Below are 19,986 nucleotides of genomic sequence, written 5' to 3' on the forward strand. Positions count from 1 at the left end.
GTTGTTGTTATTAAAGCGGGTAATTCGCGAGCCATGAGGACAGCGCTATCTCTTCGGAAAAAACTCATACGGCCTGTTTCAGGCCATGGGCCTGCCACCAGTCATGAGCTTGCTTCGCCAATTGGTCGACGCTGTGGTTCGAAGCGTCCAGAGCCAGGGTCAGGGGCTCGCCAACGGGCGATTCAAGGGTGGCGAACTGACTGTCGATCAGGGTCGAAGGCATGAAGTGGCCCGGCCGATGGGAGACACGATCAGCGGCGACTTCAGGGGTCAGCTCAAGGAACACGAAGCCCAGGCCCGGCAAGGCGCTGCGCAGACGTTCGCGGTAACTGTGTTTGAGGGCCGAGCAGGTCAGCACCGGGCGCTGGCCTTGAGCGTCGACGCGGCGCAATTCATCGCACAGGCTGTCGAGCCAGCCGGCACGGTCTTCGTCGTTCAGGGGGATACCCGCGCTCATCTTTTCGATATTGGCGGCAGGGTGGAAAGTGTCGCCTTCAATGGCGGTCGCGCCGCTGAGTTGGCACAAGGCCTCGCTGACGCAAGTCTTGCCGCAACCGGCAACGCCCATGATGACCAGGGCGGTGATGGAATGATTCATGTAACACCTCAGCGCGCAGACAGCGCTACCTTTGCCAGATATGACACTGGATCAAAAGCAGAAGTTGCCGACGCCTTCTTGTCATTTTTGTGGGTTGCAGCATGTTCGTTCCCAATGCCAAAAAGCGGGGATCAGGCAAACCCCGCTCACGCATTTGCAGCTGCATCGAGACAGCGCTACCTTAGTGCCTCGAATTTTGTTTGGCAAGCCGTCCGATGATCTCCCCTAAAAACGATAAAAATACGCGCACCACTGGCCGCCCTACCCTGAACGAAGTGGCACGCCTGGCCGGTGTCAGCCCGATCACCGCCTCCCGCGCCTTGCGCGGCGTCAGCACGGTGGCCACCGAACTGGTGGAAAAAGTGCAGAAAGCGGCGCTTGAACTGAACTACGTGGTCAACCCTGCTGCCCGCGCGTTAGCCTCGGCCCAGAGCCATTCGGTGGTGGTTCTGGTGCCGTCACTGTCCAACTTGCTGTTCATCGATACGCTGGAAGCCATTCATCAGGTTTTGCGCCCCAAGGGCTTCGAAGTGCTCATCGGCAACTTCCATTACTCGCGCGACGAAGAAGAAAACCTGTTGCGCAATTACATGGCGTACCAGCCTCGCGGTTTGCTGCTGACCGGTTTCGACCGCACCGAAAGTTCGCGCAGGATGATCGAGGCGAGCAACATTCCCTGCGTGTACATGATGGAACTGGACAGTGCCGCCGGGCTCAATTGCGTCGGTTTTTCGCAACTTGCGGCGGGTGAAACAGCGGCTCAACATTTGCTGTCCCGTGGGCGCAAGCGCCTGGCCTACATCGGCGCGCAACTGGATCAACGCACCTTGCTGCGCGGTGAAGGCTTTCGCAAAGCCCTGCAAAAGGCCGGTTTGTATGACCCGGACCTGGAAGTGCTGACGCCACGAGCGTCGTCCGTCGGACTGGGTGGCGAACTGTTCCTGCAACTGCTCGCCAGTCATCCCGATGTCGATGCCATTTTCTTCGGTAACGACGACCTGGCCCAGGGCGCTCTGCTTGAAGCGATGCGCTGCGGGATCAAAATCCCCGAGCAAGTGGCGATCCTCGGTTTCAACGACCTGCCCGCCTCGGCGCACATGGTGCCGCGCCTGAGCAGCATCAGCACCCCGCGCGAGGCGATTGGCCGGCGTTCGGCGGAGTTGATGCTGACCTTGCTGGCGGGCAACACCGTGGCCAAACCGGTGCAGGACATGGGGTTTGAGTTGAAGGTGCGCGAGAGCACCTGACCCATGTGGGAGCGAGCCTGCTCGCGATGGCGGTGGGTCAGGCATCATCAATGCTGACTGTCAGGACCTCATCGCGAGCAGGCTCACTCCCACAAGGGATTGCCTCAGCGCCCCATCAGTTCGACAAACGCCATCGCGCCTTTCTGCAACGGCTGGCTCTTGAGCCACACCGCATGCACCGGCAGCACCAGACCGTTCTCGATGTTGCGGAAAATCAGGCGCTTGAGTCTTCCCGCATCGAGCAACGGCTGCACCACGGATAGCGGGAAATTACCCCAGCCCAACCCGGCTTCGACCATTTCCAGCGCCATGGCGAGGGTGTCGGTGCGCCAAAAGGATTCGCCTACCAAAGGCCGGGTTTCGCTGATCGGCAGGTCGCGACTGGCAACGATGATTTGCCGCACCTGAACCAGATCTTCCAGAAACAAATCCTCGCCCTGAAACAGCGGATTGTCCGCCGCCAGTGTGGCGATCACGCTCTCGGTGCCGACGAACTGGAATCGCTCCAGCACGTTCATGCTCAATCCCGCGAACGCCAGGCAAACGCTGACGCGACCGCTGTGGAGCATCGCCAGCACATCGTCCTGGGGCGCGCTGAGCACTTCGATTTCCAGAAGCGGATGACGCTCGGCGATGACCTTGATCGCGGCCAGCAAACGGCGCTTGTCGAGGTCCGCCACGACACCAATCGACAACTTGCTCTCCAGCCCCAGCGACAGCTCGATCGCATGCACTTGCAGCTGCTTGAGCTGTTCGGCGATCAACCGCGCGTGCGGCACCAGCGCACTGGCCATCGCCGTCGGCACCGGTTCGCGATGGCTGCGATCGAACAGCGGATATCCGAGCTCGGCTTCCAGGTTGGCAATGCCCATGCTCACCGCCGACGGCACTTTGCCCAGCGCACGCGCCGCCGCCGAAAACGAACCGCGCTCGATCACGGCCAGGAACAATTCGATGCTGTCGCTGTTGAAATTCATTCCTCTTCCTATCAATAAAACTGAAAGCTTCTGACTTTTTCTGTCAGGCCTATTGAAGCTATCTTTCGCCGCCTTCGCCAGTGCAACTGGCTTCAAATTCGCGAGAAAGAGGCAAAACTCCATGCAAGGCGTTAAACGCAAACTGGTCTACGTGTCGCTGTTCGAAGTCTTTGGCATGACCTTCTCGGCGCTTGGCCTGGCGCTGCTGTCCGGCACCTCCCCCGGCAGCACCGGGCCGTTGGCCGTCATCATCACCACAATCGCGGTGACCTGGAATTTCATCTACACCACGCTGTTCGAGCGCTGGGAAAGTCGTCAGCCTTCACGCACACGCACCGTTAAACGGCGCATCGCCCATGCCGTGGGATTTCAACTAACCTTGATAGTGTTTCTCATCCCGCTGATCGCCTGGTGGATGAACATCAGCCTGGTGCAAGCTTTCCTGCTGGACCTGGCGCTGATCATTTTCATCCCGTGCTACACCTTCGCGTTCAACTGGCTGTTTGATCGCACGTTTGGTTTGCCCGCCTCGGCACTGCCGGATCCGGTTTGAAAACCGTGCAATGTCTGTCAGATTCCTGAAGCGTCGAATCGCTAACGGAGTAGCTCAATGGAACATGCACTGAAGATTTTGGGTAAAGCGTCATCCATCAACGTCAGAAAGGTCCTGTGGACCTGTGAGGAACTGGGCGTGACCTACGAACGTGAGGACTGGGGCGGCGGTTATGCGTCCACCCACACGCCGGAGTTTCTCCGACTCAATCCCAACGCGCTGGTGCCCGTGATCATCGACGACGCCGGTGTGCTGTGGGAGTCCAACACCATCTGCCGTTATCTGGCCGGCAAACACCAGAACACCGATCTGCTCCCCCACGAACCGGCCGCGCGCGCTCGGGTCGAGCAGTGGATGGATTGGCAAGCCACTGAACTCAATGCCTCATGGAGCTACGCATTCACGGCATTGGTGCGCAAAGATCCGGAATTCCAGGACCCGCATCACATCGCTGCCGGTGTGCGCACCTGGAACCAGAAGATGGGCATCCTCGAGCACCAGCTCGCAGCGACCAAAGCTTACGTCGCCGGGCCACGCTTCACCCTGGCCGATATTGTCATCGGGCTATCCGTCAACCGATGGTTGATGACGCCGATGGAGCGGCCCGATTACCCGGCCATCGACGAGTATTTCCAACGATTGGCCCAACGTCCGGGCTTCCTCAAGTACGGCTGCAACGGCTTGCCTTGATGCCCGCGCTGTTTGCCGCCATACGGCAAAGGTTCACCGCAAAACCCAAGTCGACCGCTCGGCCAACACGCTCCAACTGACTGTTTTATAGAGGTTTTTCTTTATAGGCATACTATTTGCTGAAAGCACCGCACCACAAATACCTACAAGGTCTACTCATCATGTTGGTCAGTGCTAAACAACAAACGTTAACGGTGCCGCTCCCCAAGAAGCCCGGCGAAGATCCTACCGCCGAAGCCGCTGCCGGACTTCAGGGTGCGATGCTGCAAACGTTGCAAAGCAACGTTCAGGCGAAAGCCGCGCAGATACAGCAATCGGCCACTCAAAACGCCACGCAGCAAGTCAGTGAGGCGAGCCGAATCAGCGACAACGTCGATGAAGCGTTCGCGAAAACCCGTGTGGGGCTGCAAGCCTCGTCCGCCAAACTTCCAGCCGAGACTCAATTAGCCACGGATGCCTTCAAGGAATACATGAGCAAAACCCCGGAAGAGCGCATGCAAGACGCCATTCTGGAAGAGATGGGTTTGACGAAAGAAGAAGTGGAGCAAATGCCGCCGGAGAAACAACAGGCGATTGCTAAAGAGATGGCCGAGCGCATGGAGGACAAGATCAAACTGGCGCAAGCCGAGAAAGAAAACGCCAGCAGTGAGAAAGGCAGCAGCCAGGTGGTCGACAAGTTCCTCGCTTCGCTTTGACAGCGCTGGTATCGCGCAATCCATGTAGCCGCTGGCGCAGCCTGCGGCTACAAAGGGCGCGTCGCGATGGGGTCAGTTCAGTTGCAACGTCTCGCTGAACTGGCTGATCGCATCGACCACATGCCGCGACCCCTGCTGAATCTCCAGGATCACCTCCCCCGCCTCGTTCGCCAGTTCCACCCCAAGTCCGGTTCGGCTCAAGCTCGACTGCATGCTCGATACCGCGCTCAACGACAGATCGTGGTTCTTGCGCACCACGTCGACAATCTCCAGCGTCGCCTGGCTCGTGCGTGCCGCGAGGCTGCGCACTTCATCAGCGACCACCGCAAAACCCCGCCCATGCTCCCCCGCCCGGGCAGCTTCGATGGCTGCGTTGAGCGCCAGTAAGTTGGTCTGGTCGGCAATGCCACGAATGGTCTGCACGATGGTGCCGATGATGTCGGACTGTTTGCTGACCGCATCGATACTGAGCGCGGCTTCGTTCAGGTCCCGGGAAATGTCCTGGATGATCTGCACCGTTTGCTGGACCACCTGAGAACCTTTCTGCGCACAGGCATCGTTTTGCACGGAAGTGCTGTGCGCCGACTCCGCAGCCGTTTGCAAGGTAGTGACTTGCTGGGTGATGTCGCTGGCAAACTTCACCACTTTGTAGAGCCGGCCCTTGGCATCGAACAAGGGGTTGTAGGAGGCTTCGAGAAACACGGTATGGCCGTGTTTGTCTTTGCGTTCGAAACGATGCGAGTGATATTCGCCGCGATTGAGTGACGCCCAGAACGCTTTGTAGGCCGGCGACTCGGCTTCGGCGCGGTGGCAAAAGAGACTGTGGTGCTGCCCCACCACTTCGTGGAGCGAGTAATGCATCGTCTTCAGGAAGTTTTCGTTGGCCGTGATGACTTTGCCCTCGGGGGTGAATTCGATCACGGCCATGGAACGACCGATGGCAGCCAGCAGGCTTTCGTTTTCATGCTCCTGATTGATGCGCGCAGTGATGTCCGAGGCGACTTTGATCACGCTTTTAACCTGACGGTCGGGACCGAACACCGGCATGTAACTGGCCTCGAGCCAGACCTCCTTGCCGCGCTTGTTCAGGCGCAAGAAGGTGCCGCTGACGGGTTCGCCACGGGCCAGATCCCGCCACAACTTCGCGTAAGTCTCGCTACGATAAAAAGTTTCTTCGCAAAAGATCCGGTGATGTTTGCCGCGCACTTCGTCGGCGCTGTACCCCATGACGCTGCAAAAGTTGTCGTTGGCATCCAGCACGATGCCGTCCAGAGTGAACTCGATCATCGCCATCGATCGACTGACCGCCGCCAACTTGGCATTGGCCTCCGTCAGCGCACAGCTGAATCGTTGGATTTCCAGCAGGTCAGCCTTGTGATGTAGGTTAAACATGGTCGTATCACCTTCAGCGCGTTCTTTGATTGATGAAAGTTCTTTGGTCTTTCAACGGAATCCACCACATCGTTCTATGGAACAGGCACACGCGTTCCTCCATGGGAGGAAGTGTCAGGTGATCAATGATGTTCAATCGGAGGGTCCATGCAGCAACACTCTTATCAAGACATCCTTCTCTTGATAGCCCGGGACCGGGCCAGCCCTAACGTTTTCATAAGTAACTCCCTTTACCGGCCAGCTCCGTTTTTGCTCCGTGTCGGTGCCTTGGGGTGGGCACTCTTGCTGCGCCCTCTTCATATGGCGAGCGACATGATTAGCTACGAGTCAGCTTAGACAGGCACGTCAGGGACGCAAGGCCACTAGTCGGCCAGTATTGAGGACAAAATCGGTTCAGCGAGGGTGTTTGGCGTTTATTGCTGAATGGGTGTAAGCCTCTAGATCATCGCGGGCAAGCCCGCTCCCACAGGGATCTTTGTGAACGCAGTAGCTGCGAACACTCTAAACCACTGTGGGAGCAGGCTTGCCCGCGATGGCGGCAGCTCAATCGCTGCAAAAACATCAGGGAAAACTACAAACTCGCACTCACCTTGGTGGCCACCTCCCCCGGCACCCAGGCTTTCCAGATCTGCGGCTGATCGCGCAAGAACGCCTCGGCCACGTGTCGCGGTTGCTGACGTTTTTCGCTCATCTGCCCCAGCGTCTGGTTCAGCAGGTCGATCGGAAAATCGACTTTTTCAAAGAACGCCACCAGGTCCGGGTATTGCGCCTTGAACGGCGCGGACACACCAATCGCCAGGCTCGCCGGCATCGAGCGCGTGCCTTTCGGATTCGGGTTATTGGCATCAGCCAGGGTCTTCCAGGCTTCGGCATCGAACGGCGGCTCGTCGAGCTTTACCAGTTTGAAGCGCCCGAGCAGCGGTGTTGGCGACCAGTAGTAAAACAGCACCGGTTTACCACGACGGATCGATGAAGCGACCTCGGCGTCCAGCGCCGCGCCGGAGCCGGTACGGAAGTTGACGTAGCTGGCGGTCAGGTCATAGGCCTTGAGTTTCTGGCTGTTGACGATCTCTGAGGTCCAGCCGGTCGGGCTGTTGAGGAAACGACCGCGGCTCGGGTCTTCCGGGTCGCGGAACACATCCTTGTAACGGGCCAGGTCGGCGACGGACTTCAGCTCCGGGGCCAACGGCTTGATGCCGCGCTCCGGGTCGCCCTTGATCACGTACTCGGGTACCCACCAACCTTCGGTGGCGCCTTTGACCGTGTCGCCCAAACCGAACACCTTGCCCTCGGCGGACGCCTTGACCCACGCCGGACTGCGCCCGGCCCACTCTTCACCGATCACCTGAATGTCGTTCTTGGCCAACGCCGCTTCGAGGCTGACGGTGCTGCCCGGCAAAGTATCGGTCGGGTAGCCGTAACCCTTCTCGACGATCAGCCGCAGGATTTCGGTGATCAGGCTTCCGCTCTCCCAGGTGATGTCTCCGAAGTGAATCGGTGTGGTTTTTTCGGCTGCCGGAACCTGGAAAGCCACCAGGCTCAGGGCCAGCAGCGAACTGCCGAGCAGGGTTTTGATCGATCTCATGCGGACCTCTGGGTCAGGGATTGGTTGGCGCTGTGCTGGGCGCACAAGGCGTGGGTGCGGGTCATGTAGACGCTGACCGAGCGCTGGGAAATGCCCAGCTCGGCGGCTATTTGCGGGTACGTCAGACCGTCGACGCGGGACATCAGGAACGTCGCCCGGACTTTGCCCGGCAAGCGATCAAGGGTGCGGTCCAGACTGTTCAGGGTTTGGGATAACTGCAGCAACTCCTCAGGCGATCGCCCACCGACAAGGTCGGTCTGCTGCAGGTGTTCCAGGTGTTGGCGCTCGAGATCGCGGCGACGCCAGAGCTGATAAACCAGGCGTCGGGCGATGGTGGTGAGCAAGGCACGAGGCTCGCGGATGGGTGTCAGCGCTGGCGACTCGAGCAGGTGCACGAAGGTTTCGGCGGCGATGTCTTCGACACTGGCGTGGGTGCCCAGGTGCCGGCGCAGGCGTGCGCAAAGCCAGGGGTAATGGGCGCGGAACAATCCGCCCACGTTGTTGCGATGGGATGCGTCGGCGCCGGACATAGAGGCTCCAAGGGTTTAGGGGTCGCTGAATGTCCGGTGTTCCGGTGACGCGATCCTAGCAAGGGACCTTATTCTTTAATAATACTTAAAAAGTATTTTTATATTCCTTTAAAGAATTTAGATGATGAGTGCCTGATCTATCGCTTTCGCGGGCAAGCCACGCTCCCACAGGGTTCACCGACACCCTGTGGGAGCGTGGCTTGCCCGCGACTGATGTCATTGTCGACACAACTTTTATGCCTCATCGCAACCGCCCATACCCCAACGCTTCAGCCTCCTGCTCATAGTCGAGAATCACTTGATAGTCGGTCTCGGTGGCCGGCAGCACTTCTTCCAGACCAAGGATTTGCGCGACGTCGGGCAACTCATGCAACGAGGTGTTCATCACCTGCCGAAGCGCCTCAACCTGTTCATCGGTGAGCGTCGCGGCCGTGATGTACGGCAAGGTCGGACTGAACGCGCTTCGGGCTACGACGCGCAGGCCGGCGACTTCTTTGTCGGCATGTCGCGCCAGATAGGCGAAGGTCACGCTGTCGATGGCCGCCAGGTCTGCCAGCCCTTCGCGCAGCCAGCGCAGACTCTCGCGATGGCTGCCGCTGAGGGCGACACTGGAAAAAAACTGCCCGTCGCGATGCAGCGGCGCCAAGCGGTGGCGCAACAGGTTCATGCCGCTGTTGGAGTCTTCGCCATTGATTACCCCACGACTGCCAAGCAACTCAGGCAAGGTCCGTCGTGGATCATCGGCGCGGCTCAGCAGCAGGCTGCAATGGTTGCCGCCGTTGCTGTCGGGCAATTCATAACGAGGCCGACCGATGACCCGGACCTTGCCGCGCAATGCGGTCATCAGCGGGTAGCCGCAGGTTTGGGTCAGCAGCAGATCCGGCGATAACCAGAGTTCGGGCAGCGACAGGCCTTCGGCATTCAAGCGGGCATGGCCCAGGTGTTCGAGGATGCGCGAGAGCCAACACTCGTTCGCCGCGCGGATCGCCTCGGGGGCGACGTACATCCGGAGTTCGGCGATGTGTTCAGTCATCAAAATCTTCCAGCCAACAAATAACCCTGTGGGAGCGGGCTTGCCCGCGATAGCGTTGGATCAGTCACCCAATGTGTTGAATGGTAAATAGTAATCGCGGGCAAGCCCGCTCCCACAGGGTTCAGTGGTGTTCATGGATCAGTGGAATGGATGCCGCGGGCTATCAATGGCCTTCACTCCATTCTCCCGCCACAACTGCCCATAACCCTGCACCAGAAACCCGCCGCTGCGCGCTACCCATTGCTCGCGGTGCGCCCGGTAGGCGCGTGGCAAGTCATACCAGGGCAGGCCCGGCAAGTCGTGATGCACCAAGTGAAAATTGAGGTTCAGGAACAACCAGCGCCACGGCCAGGCCGCCTCGTTCAGCACGGTACGCTGCTCGGGTTCGGCGTGCGGACGGTGTTCATAGTAGGAGCGAATCATCGCAATCGACAGCGCCGGCACGCTGATCAGCAACAGGTAATGCCAGACCGGCAACACACTGTAGCGCGCGATAAACACCAGCATCAGCACGGTCAGCGCGCCGTGGGTCAGCCACATCAACCACGCCTGTCGCTCACCGTTGATCAGCCGTTGCAGTTCTTCCTTCGCCAGCGCCAGCAAGGCCAGCGGCGCGCCGAGCATGAAGCGCCCGAGCACAGTTTTGTTCAGCCAGTGCAGGCTTTGTTCGAAGAGCGAACTGCCCTGCCACTGCTCGGCCGTCAGGTAACGGCTTTCCGGGTCGCGGCCGGGCAGGGTCAGGTCTTCGTCGCGGTGATGCAGCAAATGGCTGTCGCGATACAGGGTGTAGGGATACCAGACGGCAAACGGTGCGTAGCCAAGGATTTTGTTCAGCGACGGCCAACGGGTCGGATGCCCGTGAAGCAATTCGTGCTGCACTGACAACCAGAGCACCACCAGCGGAATCAGCAGAAAAGTGCTCCACCACACCCCCAGCCGATCACTGCTCAGGACAATGCCGAACCAACTGACATACACGCCGGCCAGCAACAGCCAGGTCGGCCACTCGGTGCGAGCGGTGAGGCGTTGGCGCAGGGTTTCGATTTCTTCTCGGTGGGCGGCATCGAAGTAATGAGGCATGGCGTTGCTCAGATCGGGGACCAGTCCCCCTCTGTGCAATGGCGCAGGGAAATCTTGCAGATTATTTTGCTATTTCGACAATCAGCTGTAGCAGCTGTCGAGTGAAACGAGGCAGCTGCTACAGGGGGAACAGAAGGTAACTGGACCTCAATGACCGAACACATCCACCTTCTTGGCCTTCTTGTCTGCGCGCTTTTCATCGGCGGTTTTCGCCGGTTTCTTCTTTGCCGCTTTTTTTGAATCCATGCCTTTGGCCATGATACGTACTCCACTCATACGGGATGTGAGATCAGGTATACACCTATCCCCGGCCGCGCGTTCTTTTATAATCGCCCGCTTTGCGCACCGACAGATCAAACCCATGCCCGAGACCCAGTACTCCCTGCTCGCCGAGCCGTTATGGCCATTGATGAACAAGTTTTACCGCGCCCACCAATCGCCGATGAAAGCGGTTCGTGACGCTCAACTCTGGGTGGCCAGGCGCGAGGAAATCATTGGCGCGCTGTGTTTGCGACCGGTGGCGGGCGGGCATTGGTTGACGGGGTTGTTTGTCGATCCGGCCTGTCGCGAACAAGGGATCGCGGCGGCGTTGATCGCCGAAGCGGTGCGCGGTCTCGAACAACCCGTCTGGCTGTTCTGCCACCCGGACTTGCGGGGCTTTTATGAACGCCGAGGGTTTTCCTTCGATCCGCATATGCCCTACGCCATGACCGAACGCTTGAGCCGTTACGCGCGCAGCAAACCGATGATTGCCATGGGCTTGGATCCAGCCAGGTAACCCACGCCAGCCTTTAGAAGATCAAATGTGGGAGCGGGCCTGCCCGCGATGAGGCCTGTACGTTCAACATGGATGTTGTCTGACAGATTGCTATCGCGGGCAAGCCCGCTCCCACAAGGTCTTGCGGTGTCCAACGCTCAGTCGTCGGCGTTAGGGTCGAGGTCCGGGAACATCACTTCGGTGAACCCGAATTTGCTGAAGTCGGTAATCCGCGAGGGGTACAACCGGCCGATCAGGTGATCGCATTCATGCTGCACCACCCGCGCATGGAATCCCTGGGCGATCCGCACGATCGGATTGCCCTTCGGGTCGAACCCTTCGTAGCGAATCTGCTGGTAACGATCCACCGCGCCGCGCAGGCCTGGCACCGACAGGCAACCTTCGAAACCCTCTTCCATCAGCGGACTCAACGGCGTGATCAGCGGGTTGATCAGAATGGTCTGCGGCACCGCTTCAGCGTCCGGGTACCGTTCGCTGTGCTCGAACCCAAAGATCACCAGTTGCAGATCGACTCCGATCTGCGGCGCAGCCAGGCCAACGCCGCCGACGCTTTCCATGGTCTGGAACATGTCGTCGATCAGTTGCCACAACTCAGGGCTGTCGAACATCTCGGCCGGGACCAGCGGGGCAATGCGCAGCAGGCGCTCATCGCCCATTTTCAGAATTTCACGGATCATTTTATGACTTCGTCAGTGTGCGGCTTGATCGAGTGATCCCGACCCAGTCCAGAAACGTGGTGTTTGGGTTCGTGATCGAGTTCACCGGGGACTTTTTCGCCATCATTCTTGCCCTCGGTCGACATGTGTTCGATCACCGCATTCATCTCCGCGCCCAGCAACAACACCGCGGCGGAAATATAGAAGTAGAGCAACAGGACGATGATCGCGCCGATACTGCCATACATGGCGTTGTAGTTGGCGAACTCCTTGACGTACAGGCCAAAGCCCACGGAAGCGAGGATCCACACCACCACCGCCAGCACAGAGCCTGGGGTGATAAAACGAAACTCCTGTTTGACGTCGGGCATGACGTAGTAAATCAGCGCCACGGCCACCATCAGCAAAATCACCACCACGGGCCAGCGCACAATGGTCCACAGGGTCACGATGAAGTCTTCCATGCCGACTTGCGCGGCAATCCAGCCCATCACTTGCGGCCCGAGCACCATCAACGCAGCGGCAATCAACAGCATGCCCGCGATGCCAACCGTGTAGATGATCGACAGCGGAAAACGCTTCCACGCGGGCCGGCCTTCGACCACGTCGTAGGCGGCGTTCATCGCGCTCATCATCAGCCGCACGCCGGCGGACGCGGTCCACAGGGCAATCACGATACCAATCGACAGCAAGCCACCCTTGGACTGCTGGAGTTGGTCGATCACCGGGTTCACCTGTTCCAGCGCCTGGGGCGGCAGGACCAGTTCGGATTGCAGGCGCAACCAGGAAAAGAAATCCGGCAGGTGCAGGAAACCGATCAGTGCGATGAGAAAAAGAATGAAGGGAAACAGCGAAAACAGCATTTGATAGGCCAATGCCGAGGCATAGGTCGACATCTCGTCGTCGACGAACTCGGTGACCGTGCGCATCATGACACGGTGCAGGCGCAGGCCTTTCATGTGGGGGAAAAACATTAGCGTCTCCTTTCGCCGCAAAAATGGGTTGAAGTCGAGGCGACTCAGGGGCCGTTTTCTACATCAAAGTAGCCTACTTGGCGACTTTGAAACAATTTCCGTGTGCAAGTTCAGGCTGACACAAAAACGGCCATCCGTGGATGGCCGTTCCTGTTGCTCATCAAAGGCCGAATCAAGCCTTGTCGACGCCTTTCTTGATCGCGTCCTTGGCTTTGCCGACCGCTTGCTGGGCCTCGCCTTTTCTTTCCTGCACGACCCCCTCGGCGCGCATTTTGTCGTTACCGGTGGCCTTGCCGACGCCTTGCTTGACGTTGCCGACGGCTTCGTTGGCCATGCCTTTTACTTTATCGCCAGTGCTGCTCATGGTGTTTCTCCTGTGAACAATTCAACGGAAAAAGTCGTTACACAAAGATTGACCGGGGGCATTTGCACGGAGTTTCATTTATTTTCACGACGACATTTCATCGTTCAGTGCAGGTTGGGCTTTATGTTTGCCGACCAACCCCCGAGAATGCGCAACGTATTCAGGCCATGGCGCTGAAGATCCAATCCCGTAGGAATGTTATGAAACTCGATAAAAAGCAGGCCATTGCCCGCAGAAACCAGGAACTTGGCGGTGCTGTGCTTGGCGTCAACAACTGCCATTTCACCGAACTGAACCGCAACCGCAACATCTGGTGGTTCGATATCCCGGTGGCGCGCCTGGCCATTGGTCAGTACGAATGGGTTCACCTGCTGATGCACACGCCGGAAACCGACGAACTGCTGCACTTGAAAGTGCCGACGGTGTTCCTGCGCGAGAAGCTTGAAGGCCTGGTGGTGCGCAACGAAGGCAAGCGCAAAGCCGCTTTGAGCCTGGAACTGAGCGCCGACAAGGACTCGTACCTGCAGGACATGCGTCCGGCGGGCACCAATGTCAATTTCGCGCCATTTCGCCTCTAAGTCGATCGCTCCCACGCAGAGCGTGAGGACGATCAGTCAGGCAACAAAAAGCCCCGCATCTGCGGGGCTTCTTGTTTGTTACGCGCCGACTTTCTTGGCGTTGAGCTTCTTCAGCTCTTCGTCGCGCAACTCGCGGCGCAGGATCTTGCCGACGTTGGTGGTCGGCAGCGCATCGCGGAACTCCACGGAACGCGGGACCTTATAACCGGTGACGTTGGCACGCATGTGCTCCATCACCTGCTCCTTGGTCAACGTCACGCCCGGTTTGGCGACAATGAAGATCTTGATTGCTTCGCCCGACTTCTCGTCCGGTACACCGATGGCCGCGCATTGCAGCACGCCCGGCAGGGTCGCCAGCACATCTTCCAGTTCGTTCGGGTAAACGTTGAAACCGGAGACCAGGATCATGTCTTTCTTGCGATCGACGATGCGCATGTAGCCGTCCGGCTGGATCAACGCGATGTCACCGGTTTTCAACCAGCCTTCGCTGTCGAGCATTTCATCGGTGGCGTCCTGACGCTGCCAGTAGCCCTTCATCACTTGCGGACCTTTCACACACAGTTCGCCGATTTCGCCCAACGGCTGTTCAACGCCGGCATCGTCGATGACTTTGCACACGGTCGATGGAACCGGAATACCGATGGTGCCGATCTGGATGTGCTGAATCGGGTTCACGGTGGCCACCGGGCTGGTTTCGGTCATGCCGTAACCTTCGCAGATGGCGCAACCGGTGACCGCTTTCCAGCGCTCGGCTGCCGCCAGTTGCAGGGCCATGCCGCCGGACAGGGTGACTTTCAGCGCCGAGAAATCCAGCTTGCGGAACGCTTCGTTGTTGCACAGTGCCACGAACAGGGTGTTGAGGCCGACGAAGCCGCTGAACTTCCACTTCGACAGTTCCTTGACCATCGCCGTCAAATCGCGCGGGTTGCTGATCAGGATGTTGTGGTTGCCGATCAGCATCATCGCCATGCAATGAAAGGTGAACGCATAGATGTGGTACAGCGGCAGCGGCGTGATCAGGATCTCGCAGCCTTCGTTGAGGTTGGAACCCATCAGCGCCTTGCACTGCAGCATGTTCGCCACGAGGTTGCGATGGGTCAGCATCGCGCCCTTGGCCACGCCGGTGGTGCCGCCGGTGTATTGCAGGACGGCAACATCGCTGCTGGCCGGGTTGGCTTCAGCCACTGGCTGGCCGTGGCCCTTGCTCAGCACGTCGTTGAACTTGATGGCCTTGGGCAAGTGATACGCCGGGACCATCTTCTTCACGTACTTGATGACGCTGTTGACCAGCAGGCGTTTGAGCGGTGGCAGCAGGTCGGCCACTTCGGTGACGATCACGTGCTTGACGCCGGTTTTCGGCACGACGATTTCCGCCAGATGCGCCATATTGGCCAGGCAGACCAGGGCTTTGGCACCGGAATCGTTGAATTGGTGTTCCATTTCCCGCGCGGTGTACAGCGGGTTGGTGTTGACCACGATCAGCCCGGCGCGGATCGCACCGAAGACGGCCACCGGGTACTGCAACACGTTGGGCAGTTGCACGGCGATTCGATCACCGGGCTGCAAGTCGGTATGCTGTTGCAGATAAGCGGCAAAGGCACCGGACAATTCGTACAGTTCACCGTAGGTGATTGTCTTGCCCAGGTTGCTGAATGCCGGTTTGTCGGCGAAGCGCTGGCAGGAACGTTTCAACACTGCCTGAATATTCGGATACTCGTCTGGATTGATCTCGGCAGCAATCCCGGCAGGGTACTTATCCTTCCAAAAGTCTTCGTTCATGGAAGCCCACTCCTCAGCAACGCGAATTCAGCACCGCATTTGATGCGATTATTATTGGTGTGTGTTTGTCGGTGAATCTAGCGCTTTTATAAGCCCGAGACGTCACAAAGCGCGCCGAGAGTAGCAGCTTTGCCAAGGGTCGACTAGAGCCAAAAGCGGCCTCTATGGTCACAATTGTGACTCAAGAATTGCTAGCGGTCATTTTAGAGCAAAGATTCTATACAACCCTGAAAGCCCCGTATTTTGGGCCTTCCCTTAAAAGCATCGCGGGCAAGCCCGCTCCCACAGGTTCGGTGGCGTCCACTAAACCAGTGAACGACGCGAAACCTGTGGGAGCGTGGCTTGCCTGCGATCCGCGCAAAGCGCGGCCATTCACCGGCTATGCGATATCACGTAGTTCCCGCCGCAGAATCTTACCCACCGGCGTCATCGGCAACGACTCCCGCAACACAATGTGCTTGGGCACTTTGTACGCCGTGAAGTTTTCCTTGCAGTACGCCTTCAGCTCTTCAAGGCTGACCCCGGATTCGCGGGCCACCACAAACAGCTTCACCGCCTCCCCCGAACGCTCGTCGGGCACGCCGATCACCGCGCAGTTGGCGACTTTCGGGTGTGCCATCACGATGTCTTCGATCTCGTTCGGGTACACGTTGAAGCCCGAGACGATGATCATGTCTTTCTTGCGATCGACGATGCGCACAAAACCGTCCGGGTCGATCACCGCGATATCGCCGGACTTGAACCAGCCCTCAGCATCCAGCACCTCGGCAGTGGCTTCCGGTTTCTGCCAGTAACCCTTCATGATCTGCGGGCCCTTGATGCACAGTTCGCCACGCTCGCCCAGCGCCTGCTCGACGCCTTCATCGTTGATCACTTTCAGCGTGGTGCCCGGTACCGGCAGGCCGACCGTGCCGATCCGCGATTTGTCGCCGTAGGGGTTGGTGCACGCCACCGGTGAGGTTTCGGTCAGGCCGTAACCCTCGGTGATGCGGCACCCGGTGAGCTTTTCCCAGCGCTCGGCGGTCGCCTTGACCAACGCGGTGCCGCCGGAGTTGGTGAGTTTGAGGCTGGAGAAATCCAGGGTCTTGAAGTCTGGGTGATCCATCAGCGCCACGAACAGCGTATTGAGCCCCAGCAGCGCCGAGAACCGCCAGTTCTTCAGCTCCTTGATGAAGGCGCCGATGTCGCGCGGATTAGTAATCAGCACGTTGTGGTTGCCGGTCACCATCATGCACATGCAGTTCGCCGTGAACGCATAGATGTGGTACAGCGGCAGCGGCGCGATCATCACTTCCTGACCTTCGCGCAGCAACGGCTGACCGTCGCTGCCGAACTGCCCGAGGCACGCCCGCGCCTGTTGCATGTTCGCCACCAGGTTGCCGTGGGTCAGCATCGCGCCCTTGGCCAGGCCGGTGGTGCCGCCGGTGTATTGCAACACCGCGATGTCGTCGAGGCTGACGTTCAGCGGCTTGATGCCCAGGCCCCGGCCCAGACGCAGCGCGCTCTTGAAGGAAATGGCCTGGGGCAAGGAATAGTCCGGGACCATTTTCTTGACCTTGCTCACCATCGTGTTGACCAGCCAACCCTTGGCGGCAGGCATCAGGTCGCCCATCTTCGCTTCGATCAGGTACTGGATGTCGGTGTCGGGCAGCACTTCCTGGACCTTGGCCCCGAACATGTTCAGGTACACCAGCGCCCGGGCGCCGGAGTCCTTGAACTGATGACGCATCTCCCTCGCGGTGTACAGCGGGTTGGTGTTGACCACAATCAGCCCGGCGCGCAACGCACCGAACACGGCAATCGGGTAATGCAGGACGTTGGGCATCTGCACCGCGATGCGATCCCCCGGCACCAGATCGGTGTGAGCTTGCAGGTAACCGGCGAACGCCAGGCTGTAGCGTTCCAGTTCGGCGTAGGTCAGGGTCACGCCCATGTTGCTGAACGCAGGGCGATCAGCGAATTTCTTGCAGGAACGCTCGAACACCTCAAGCACCGACTTATAGGCCCCAAGGTCAATATCCAGGGGCACGCCGGCCGGGCGTTTGTCATTCCAGAAATCAGGTTGCATTGTTCTTGTCCTCTTTACCTGAGCCTATCCGGGGCCGCTTTTCTGTCACTTCTTAAAAGCGGGGCTTCACGGACACTAGCAGTTATGGCGAATCAGGCAAATATGCCAATGGCCGTCATTGACCGTGTGAATCTTGCTGCAGCGGCGTGGCCTGATCAGACGGCAAGCGCAGGATGCGCTATAAAAGGCATCGACGCTGTTTTCCCACCCGGCAGCTCCATGCAAAGGAATCGCCATGATCCACGACACTTTCTGGCTGACCGCGAGTGACCGCAGCCGCCTCTACGTCAACCAGTGGCTGCCCGATCCGCCTTTAAAAGCCGTGATCCTGCTAGCCCATGGCATGGCCGAACACAGTGGTCGCTACGCCCGCCTGGCGGAAAAACTCTGCGCGCAGGGTTACGGCGTCTACGCGCCGGACCTGCGTGGACATGGCAAAACTGCCGAAAACGGGACACTCGGCCATTTCGCCGACGACGATGGCTGGTGCAAAGTGGTTGGCGACCTGGCCAGCCTCAACCAGCACATCGGCCAGCAACATCCCGGCGTACCGATCGTGCTGCTCGGCCACAGCATGGGCAGCTACATCGCCCAGGCCTACCTGCTGCATCACAGCGCCAGCCTGTACGGCGCGGTGCTTAGTGGTTCGAACTTCCAGCCCATCGCCCTCTACCGTGCGGCACGTCAGATTGCCCGTGTCGAAAAACTGCGCCAGGGTCCCAAGGGCCGCAGCGCGCTGATCGAGTGGCTGTCGTTTGGCTCGTTCAACAAGAAATTCAAACCGGTGCGCACGCGTTTCGACTGGCTCAGCCGCGATCCAGCGGAAGTCGATCTGTACGCCAACGACCCGCTCTGCGGCTTTCGTTGCACCAATCAGTTGTGGATCGATTTGCTTGGTGGGTTGCAGCAAATCAGCAAAGCGTCCAATCTCGCTCAGATTGATCCGGGCCTGCCGTTGCTGGTGATTGGCGGTGAATGTGATCCGGTGAGCGAAGGCAAACGTCTGAAAGATCTGGCCGATGCGCTACGCGCGGCCGGCAGCCAGAACCTGCAACTGACTATTTACCCGCAGGCACGGCATGAACTGTTCAACGAGAGCAACCGCGATGAAGTGATCAATGACGTGTTGAGCTGGATCGCCCAGGCGCTGAGCCACCGCCGGCCACCCAGATCGGAATAGTTTTTTGTGGATTTTTTATTCGTCACAGGAATTGAAACAGATGACCCAGGTTACCAACACCCCTTACGAAGCCCTCGAAGTCGGCCAGACCGCCAGTTACAGCAAGACGGTCGAAGAGCGCGACATTCAGTTGTTCGCCGCGATGTCGGGTGATCACAACCCGGTGCACCTGGACGCCGAATTCGCCGCCGGCACCATGTTCAAGGAGCGCATCGCTCACGGCATGTTCAGCGGTGCGCTGATCAGTGCAGCGGTGGCTTGCGAGTTGCCTGGGCCGGGGACTATTTATATCGGTCAGCAGATGAGTTTTCAGAAGCCGGTGAAGATTGGCGACACCCTGACCGTGCGCCTGGAAATCCTCGAGAAACTGCCGAAGTTTCGTGTGCGGATCGCCACTCGAGTGTTTAACCAGCGCGATGAATTGGTGGTGGATGGCGAGGCCGAGATTCTGGCGCCGCGCAAGCAGCAGACCGTGACGTTGACTACCCTGCCGGCGATCAGCATCGGCTGATTGCCCTTAAAAGATCGCAGCCTCGTTTCACTCGACAGCTCCTACAAGGTTTTGTGTACACCTGTAGGAGCTTGCGATCTTTTGATCTTAATCCCCCTCCTGCACCTGCACACTCGCCGTCATCCCCGAACTCAAATTCATCCCCTCCGGCAATTGATCAATCTTGATCCGCACCGGAATCCGCTGCGCCAGCCTCACCCAGTTGAACGTCGGTTCCACCTCCGCCAATAACTGCCCGTCCGGTGTGGTATTGCGATCGGTAATCCCGCGACTGATGCTTTCCACATGCCCGTCCAGCGCTTCGCCCGCACTCATCAACCAGACTTTCACCGGATCGCCCACCCGAATCCGCGGCAACTTGGTTTCTTCGAAATACGCCTGCACATAAAAGGTCGAATCATCGATCAACGCCATCACCGGTTGCCCCGCATTCACGTAGTTGCCTTGGGCCAGGCGCAGGTTGGTGATGTGGCCGCTGCGAGGCGCATGGACTTGGCTGCGCGCCAGATTGAGCTCCGCAACCTTGGCTTCCGCCTGAGCTTCACGCAATTCACCCCGGGCGATCCCGGCGTTGATTTGCGCGTTCTCGCGCAGCTCGGCACTGATGGCTTGCGGCCCGAGGCTGGCGCGGCGGCTGGCTTCGCGTTCGCGCAGATTGAGTTGTTGCTGGCGGGTCTGCACCACCGCCTGGGCCTTCTCCAGCGCTGCTTCGAAACGA

Annotated in this window: 21 protein-coding genes and 1 pseudogene; 8 read left to right on the plus strand and 14 right to left on the minus strand. The window is 58.9% G+C overall.

Annotated features, from left to right (window positions below):
• Window positions 1-64 precede the first annotated feature (64 nt).
• Window positions 65-598 (minus strand): gluconokinase, encoded by a 534-nt coding sequence (locus K0F88_RS14155; protein ID WP_219095446.1) that lies wholly within the window; start codon window positions 596-598, stop codon window positions 65-67.
• Between the two features lie 215 nt (window positions 599-813).
• Here K0F88_RS14155 and K0F88_RS14160 point away from each other — a divergent pair, with 215 nt between their 5' ends.
• Complete coding sequence (locus K0F88_RS14160) at window positions 814-1,845, plus strand: LacI family DNA-binding transcriptional regulator (RefSeq protein WP_219095447.1); 1,032 nt, start codon at window positions 814-816, stop codon at window positions 1,843-1,845.
• Window positions 1,846-1,949: 104 nt separating this feature from the next.
• Here K0F88_RS14160 and K0F88_RS14165 read toward each other — a convergent pair whose 3' ends face one another.
• Window positions 1,950-2,822 (minus strand): LysR family transcriptional regulator, encoded by an 873-nt coding sequence (locus K0F88_RS14165; RefSeq protein ID WP_094471057.1) that lies wholly within the window; start codon window positions 2,820-2,822, stop codon window positions 1,950-1,952.
• A gap of 121 nt (window positions 2,823-2,943) precedes the next feature.
• Here K0F88_RS14165 and K0F88_RS14170 point away from each other — a divergent pair, with 121 nt between their 5' ends.
• The 3 genes from K0F88_RS14170 (at window position 2,944) to K0F88_RS14180 (ending at window position 4,760) form a co-directional block, all read left to right on the plus strand.
• Window positions 2,944-3,375: a PACE efflux transporter gene (locus tag K0F88_RS14170; RefSeq protein WP_094471056.1), complete on the plus strand. Its 432-nt coding sequence runs from the start codon at window positions 2,944-2,946 to the stop codon at window positions 3,373-3,375.
• Between the two features lie 57 nt (window positions 3,376-3,432).
• Window positions 3,433-4,065, plus strand: coding sequence for a glutathione S-transferase family protein (locus tag K0F88_RS14175; RefSeq protein ID WP_094471055.1), 633 nt, complete (start codon window positions 3,433-3,435; stop codon window positions 4,063-4,065).
• Between the two features lie 161 nt (window positions 4,066-4,226).
• Window positions 4,227-4,760, plus strand: coding sequence for a hypothetical protein (locus K0F88_RS14180; protein ID WP_219095448.1), 534 nt, complete (start codon window positions 4,227-4,229; stop codon window positions 4,758-4,760).
• A 72-nt stretch (window positions 4,761-4,832) separates the two neighbouring features.
• On the opposite strand, the gene K0F88_RS32975 is transcribed toward K0F88_RS14180, so the two are convergent.
• The 6 genes and pseudogenes from K0F88_RS32975 to K0F88_RS14205 form a co-directional block, all read right to left on the minus strand.
• Entirely contained in the window at window positions 4,833-5,402 is a 570-nt protein-coding gene (locus K0F88_RS32975; RefSeq protein ID WP_257605256.1) for a methyl-accepting chemotaxis protein, read from the minus strand.
• Window positions 5,376-6,152 (minus strand): annotated as a pseudogene (locus K0F88_RS32980) (PAS domain-containing protein); the annotation flags it as partial. The gene K0F88_RS32975 and the pseudogene K0F88_RS32980, both read right to left, overlap by 27 nt.
• A gap of 571 nt (window positions 6,153-6,723) precedes the next feature.
• Window positions 6,724-7,737, minus strand: coding sequence for an ABC transporter substrate-binding protein (locus tag K0F88_RS14190; protein WP_219095450.1), 1,014 nt, complete (start codon window positions 7,735-7,737; stop codon window positions 6,724-6,726).
• On the minus strand, window positions 7,734-8,267 hold the full coding sequence (locus tag K0F88_RS14195; RefSeq protein WP_219095451.1) for a sigma-70 family RNA polymerase sigma factor: 534 nt from the start codon (window positions 8,265-8,267) through the stop codon (window positions 7,734-7,736). The genes K0F88_RS14190 and K0F88_RS14195 overlap by 4 nt, the downstream gene beginning before the upstream one ends.
• Window positions 8,268-8,508: 241 nt before the next feature.
• Window positions 8,509-9,300: a phosphate/phosphite/phosphonate ABC transporter substrate-binding protein gene (locus K0F88_RS14200; RefSeq protein WP_219095452.1), complete on the minus strand. Its 792-nt coding sequence runs from the start codon at window positions 9,298-9,300 to the stop codon at window positions 8,509-8,511.
• A 138-nt stretch (window positions 9,301-9,438) separates the two neighbouring features.
• The gene (locus K0F88_RS14205) at window positions 9,439-10,380 is read right to left on the minus strand and encodes a fatty acid desaturase (RefSeq protein WP_219095453.1); all 942 of its coding nucleotides are present in this window, start codon (window positions 10,378-10,380) and stop codon (window positions 9,439-9,441) included.
• A gap of 361 nt (window positions 10,381-10,741) precedes the next feature.
• Here K0F88_RS14205 and K0F88_RS14210 point away from each other — a divergent pair, with 361 nt between their 5' ends.
• Entirely contained in the window at window positions 10,742-11,158 is a 417-nt protein-coding gene (locus tag K0F88_RS14210) for a GNAT family N-acetyltransferase (RefSeq protein WP_094471051.1), read from the plus strand.
• Window positions 11,159-11,295: 137 nt separating this feature from the next.
• Here K0F88_RS14210 and def read toward each other — a convergent pair whose 3' ends face one another.
• The 3 genes from def to K0F88_RS14225 form a co-directional block, all read right to left on the minus strand.
• Window positions 11,296-11,835 (minus strand): peptide deformylase, encoded by a 540-nt coding sequence (def, locus tag K0F88_RS14215; RefSeq protein ID WP_219095454.1) that lies wholly within the window; start codon window positions 11,833-11,835, stop codon window positions 11,296-11,298.
• Complete coding sequence (locus tag K0F88_RS14220) at window positions 11,832-12,788, minus strand: YihY/virulence factor BrkB family protein (RefSeq protein ID WP_219095455.1); 957 nt, start codon at window positions 12,786-12,788, stop codon at window positions 11,832-11,834. The genes def and K0F88_RS14220 overlap by 4 nt, the downstream gene beginning before the upstream one ends.
• Window positions 12,789-12,960: 172 nt before the next feature.
• On the minus strand, window positions 12,961-13,152 hold the full coding sequence (locus K0F88_RS14225) for a CsbD family protein (RefSeq protein ID WP_094471048.1): 192 nt from the start codon (window positions 13,150-13,152) through the stop codon (window positions 12,961-12,963).
• Window positions 13,153-13,352: 200 nt separating this feature from the next.
• On the opposite strand from K0F88_RS14225, the gene K0F88_RS14230 reads away from it, so the two are divergent.
• Window positions 13,353-13,730: a hypothetical protein gene (locus K0F88_RS14230; protein WP_010457352.1), complete on the plus strand. Its 378-nt coding sequence runs from the start codon at window positions 13,353-13,355 to the stop codon at window positions 13,728-13,730.
• A 78-nt stretch (window positions 13,731-13,808) separates the two neighbouring features.
• Here K0F88_RS14230 and fadD1 read toward each other — a convergent pair whose 3' ends face one another.
• Window positions 13,809-15,509, minus strand: coding sequence for a long-chain-fatty-acid--CoA ligase FadD1 (gene fadD1, locus K0F88_RS14235; protein ID WP_219095456.1), 1,701 nt, complete (start codon window positions 15,507-15,509; stop codon window positions 13,809-13,811).
• 379 nt (window positions 15,510-15,888) lie between these two features.
• Window positions 15,889-17,577, minus strand: a complete 1,689-nt coding sequence (gene fadD2 / locus K0F88_RS14240) for a long-chain-fatty-acid--CoA ligase FadD2 (protein WP_219095457.1) — start codon at window positions 17,575-17,577, stop codon at window positions 15,889-15,891.
• A gap of 235 nt (window positions 17,578-17,812) precedes the next feature.
• Between fadD2 and K0F88_RS14245 the strand changes: the two genes are divergently transcribed.
• Both K0F88_RS14245 and K0F88_RS14250 read left to right on the plus strand, forming a co-directional pair.
• On the plus strand, window positions 17,813-18,757 hold the full coding sequence (locus K0F88_RS14245; protein WP_219095458.1) for an alpha/beta hydrolase: 945 nt from the start codon (window positions 17,813-17,815) through the stop codon (window positions 18,755-18,757).
• A 40-nt stretch (window positions 18,758-18,797) separates the two neighbouring features.
• Entirely contained in the window at window positions 18,798-19,268 is a 471-nt protein-coding gene (locus K0F88_RS14250; protein WP_219095459.1) for a MaoC family dehydratase, read from the plus strand.
• 87 nt (window positions 19,269-19,355) lie between these two features.
• Here K0F88_RS14250 and K0F88_RS14255 read toward each other — a convergent pair.
• On the minus strand, window positions 19,356-19,986 hold a 631-nt coding region (locus K0F88_RS14255; RefSeq protein WP_257605252.1), incomplete at its 5' end, for an HlyD family efflux transporter periplasmic adaptor subunit.

Source organism: Pseudomonas sp. UMAB-40, assembly GCF_900095275.1.
In the GTDB taxonomy this organism is placed as follows: domain Bacteria; phylum Pseudomonadota; class Gammaproteobacteria; order Pseudomonadales; family Pseudomonadaceae; genus Aquipseudomonas; species Aquipseudomonas mandelii_B.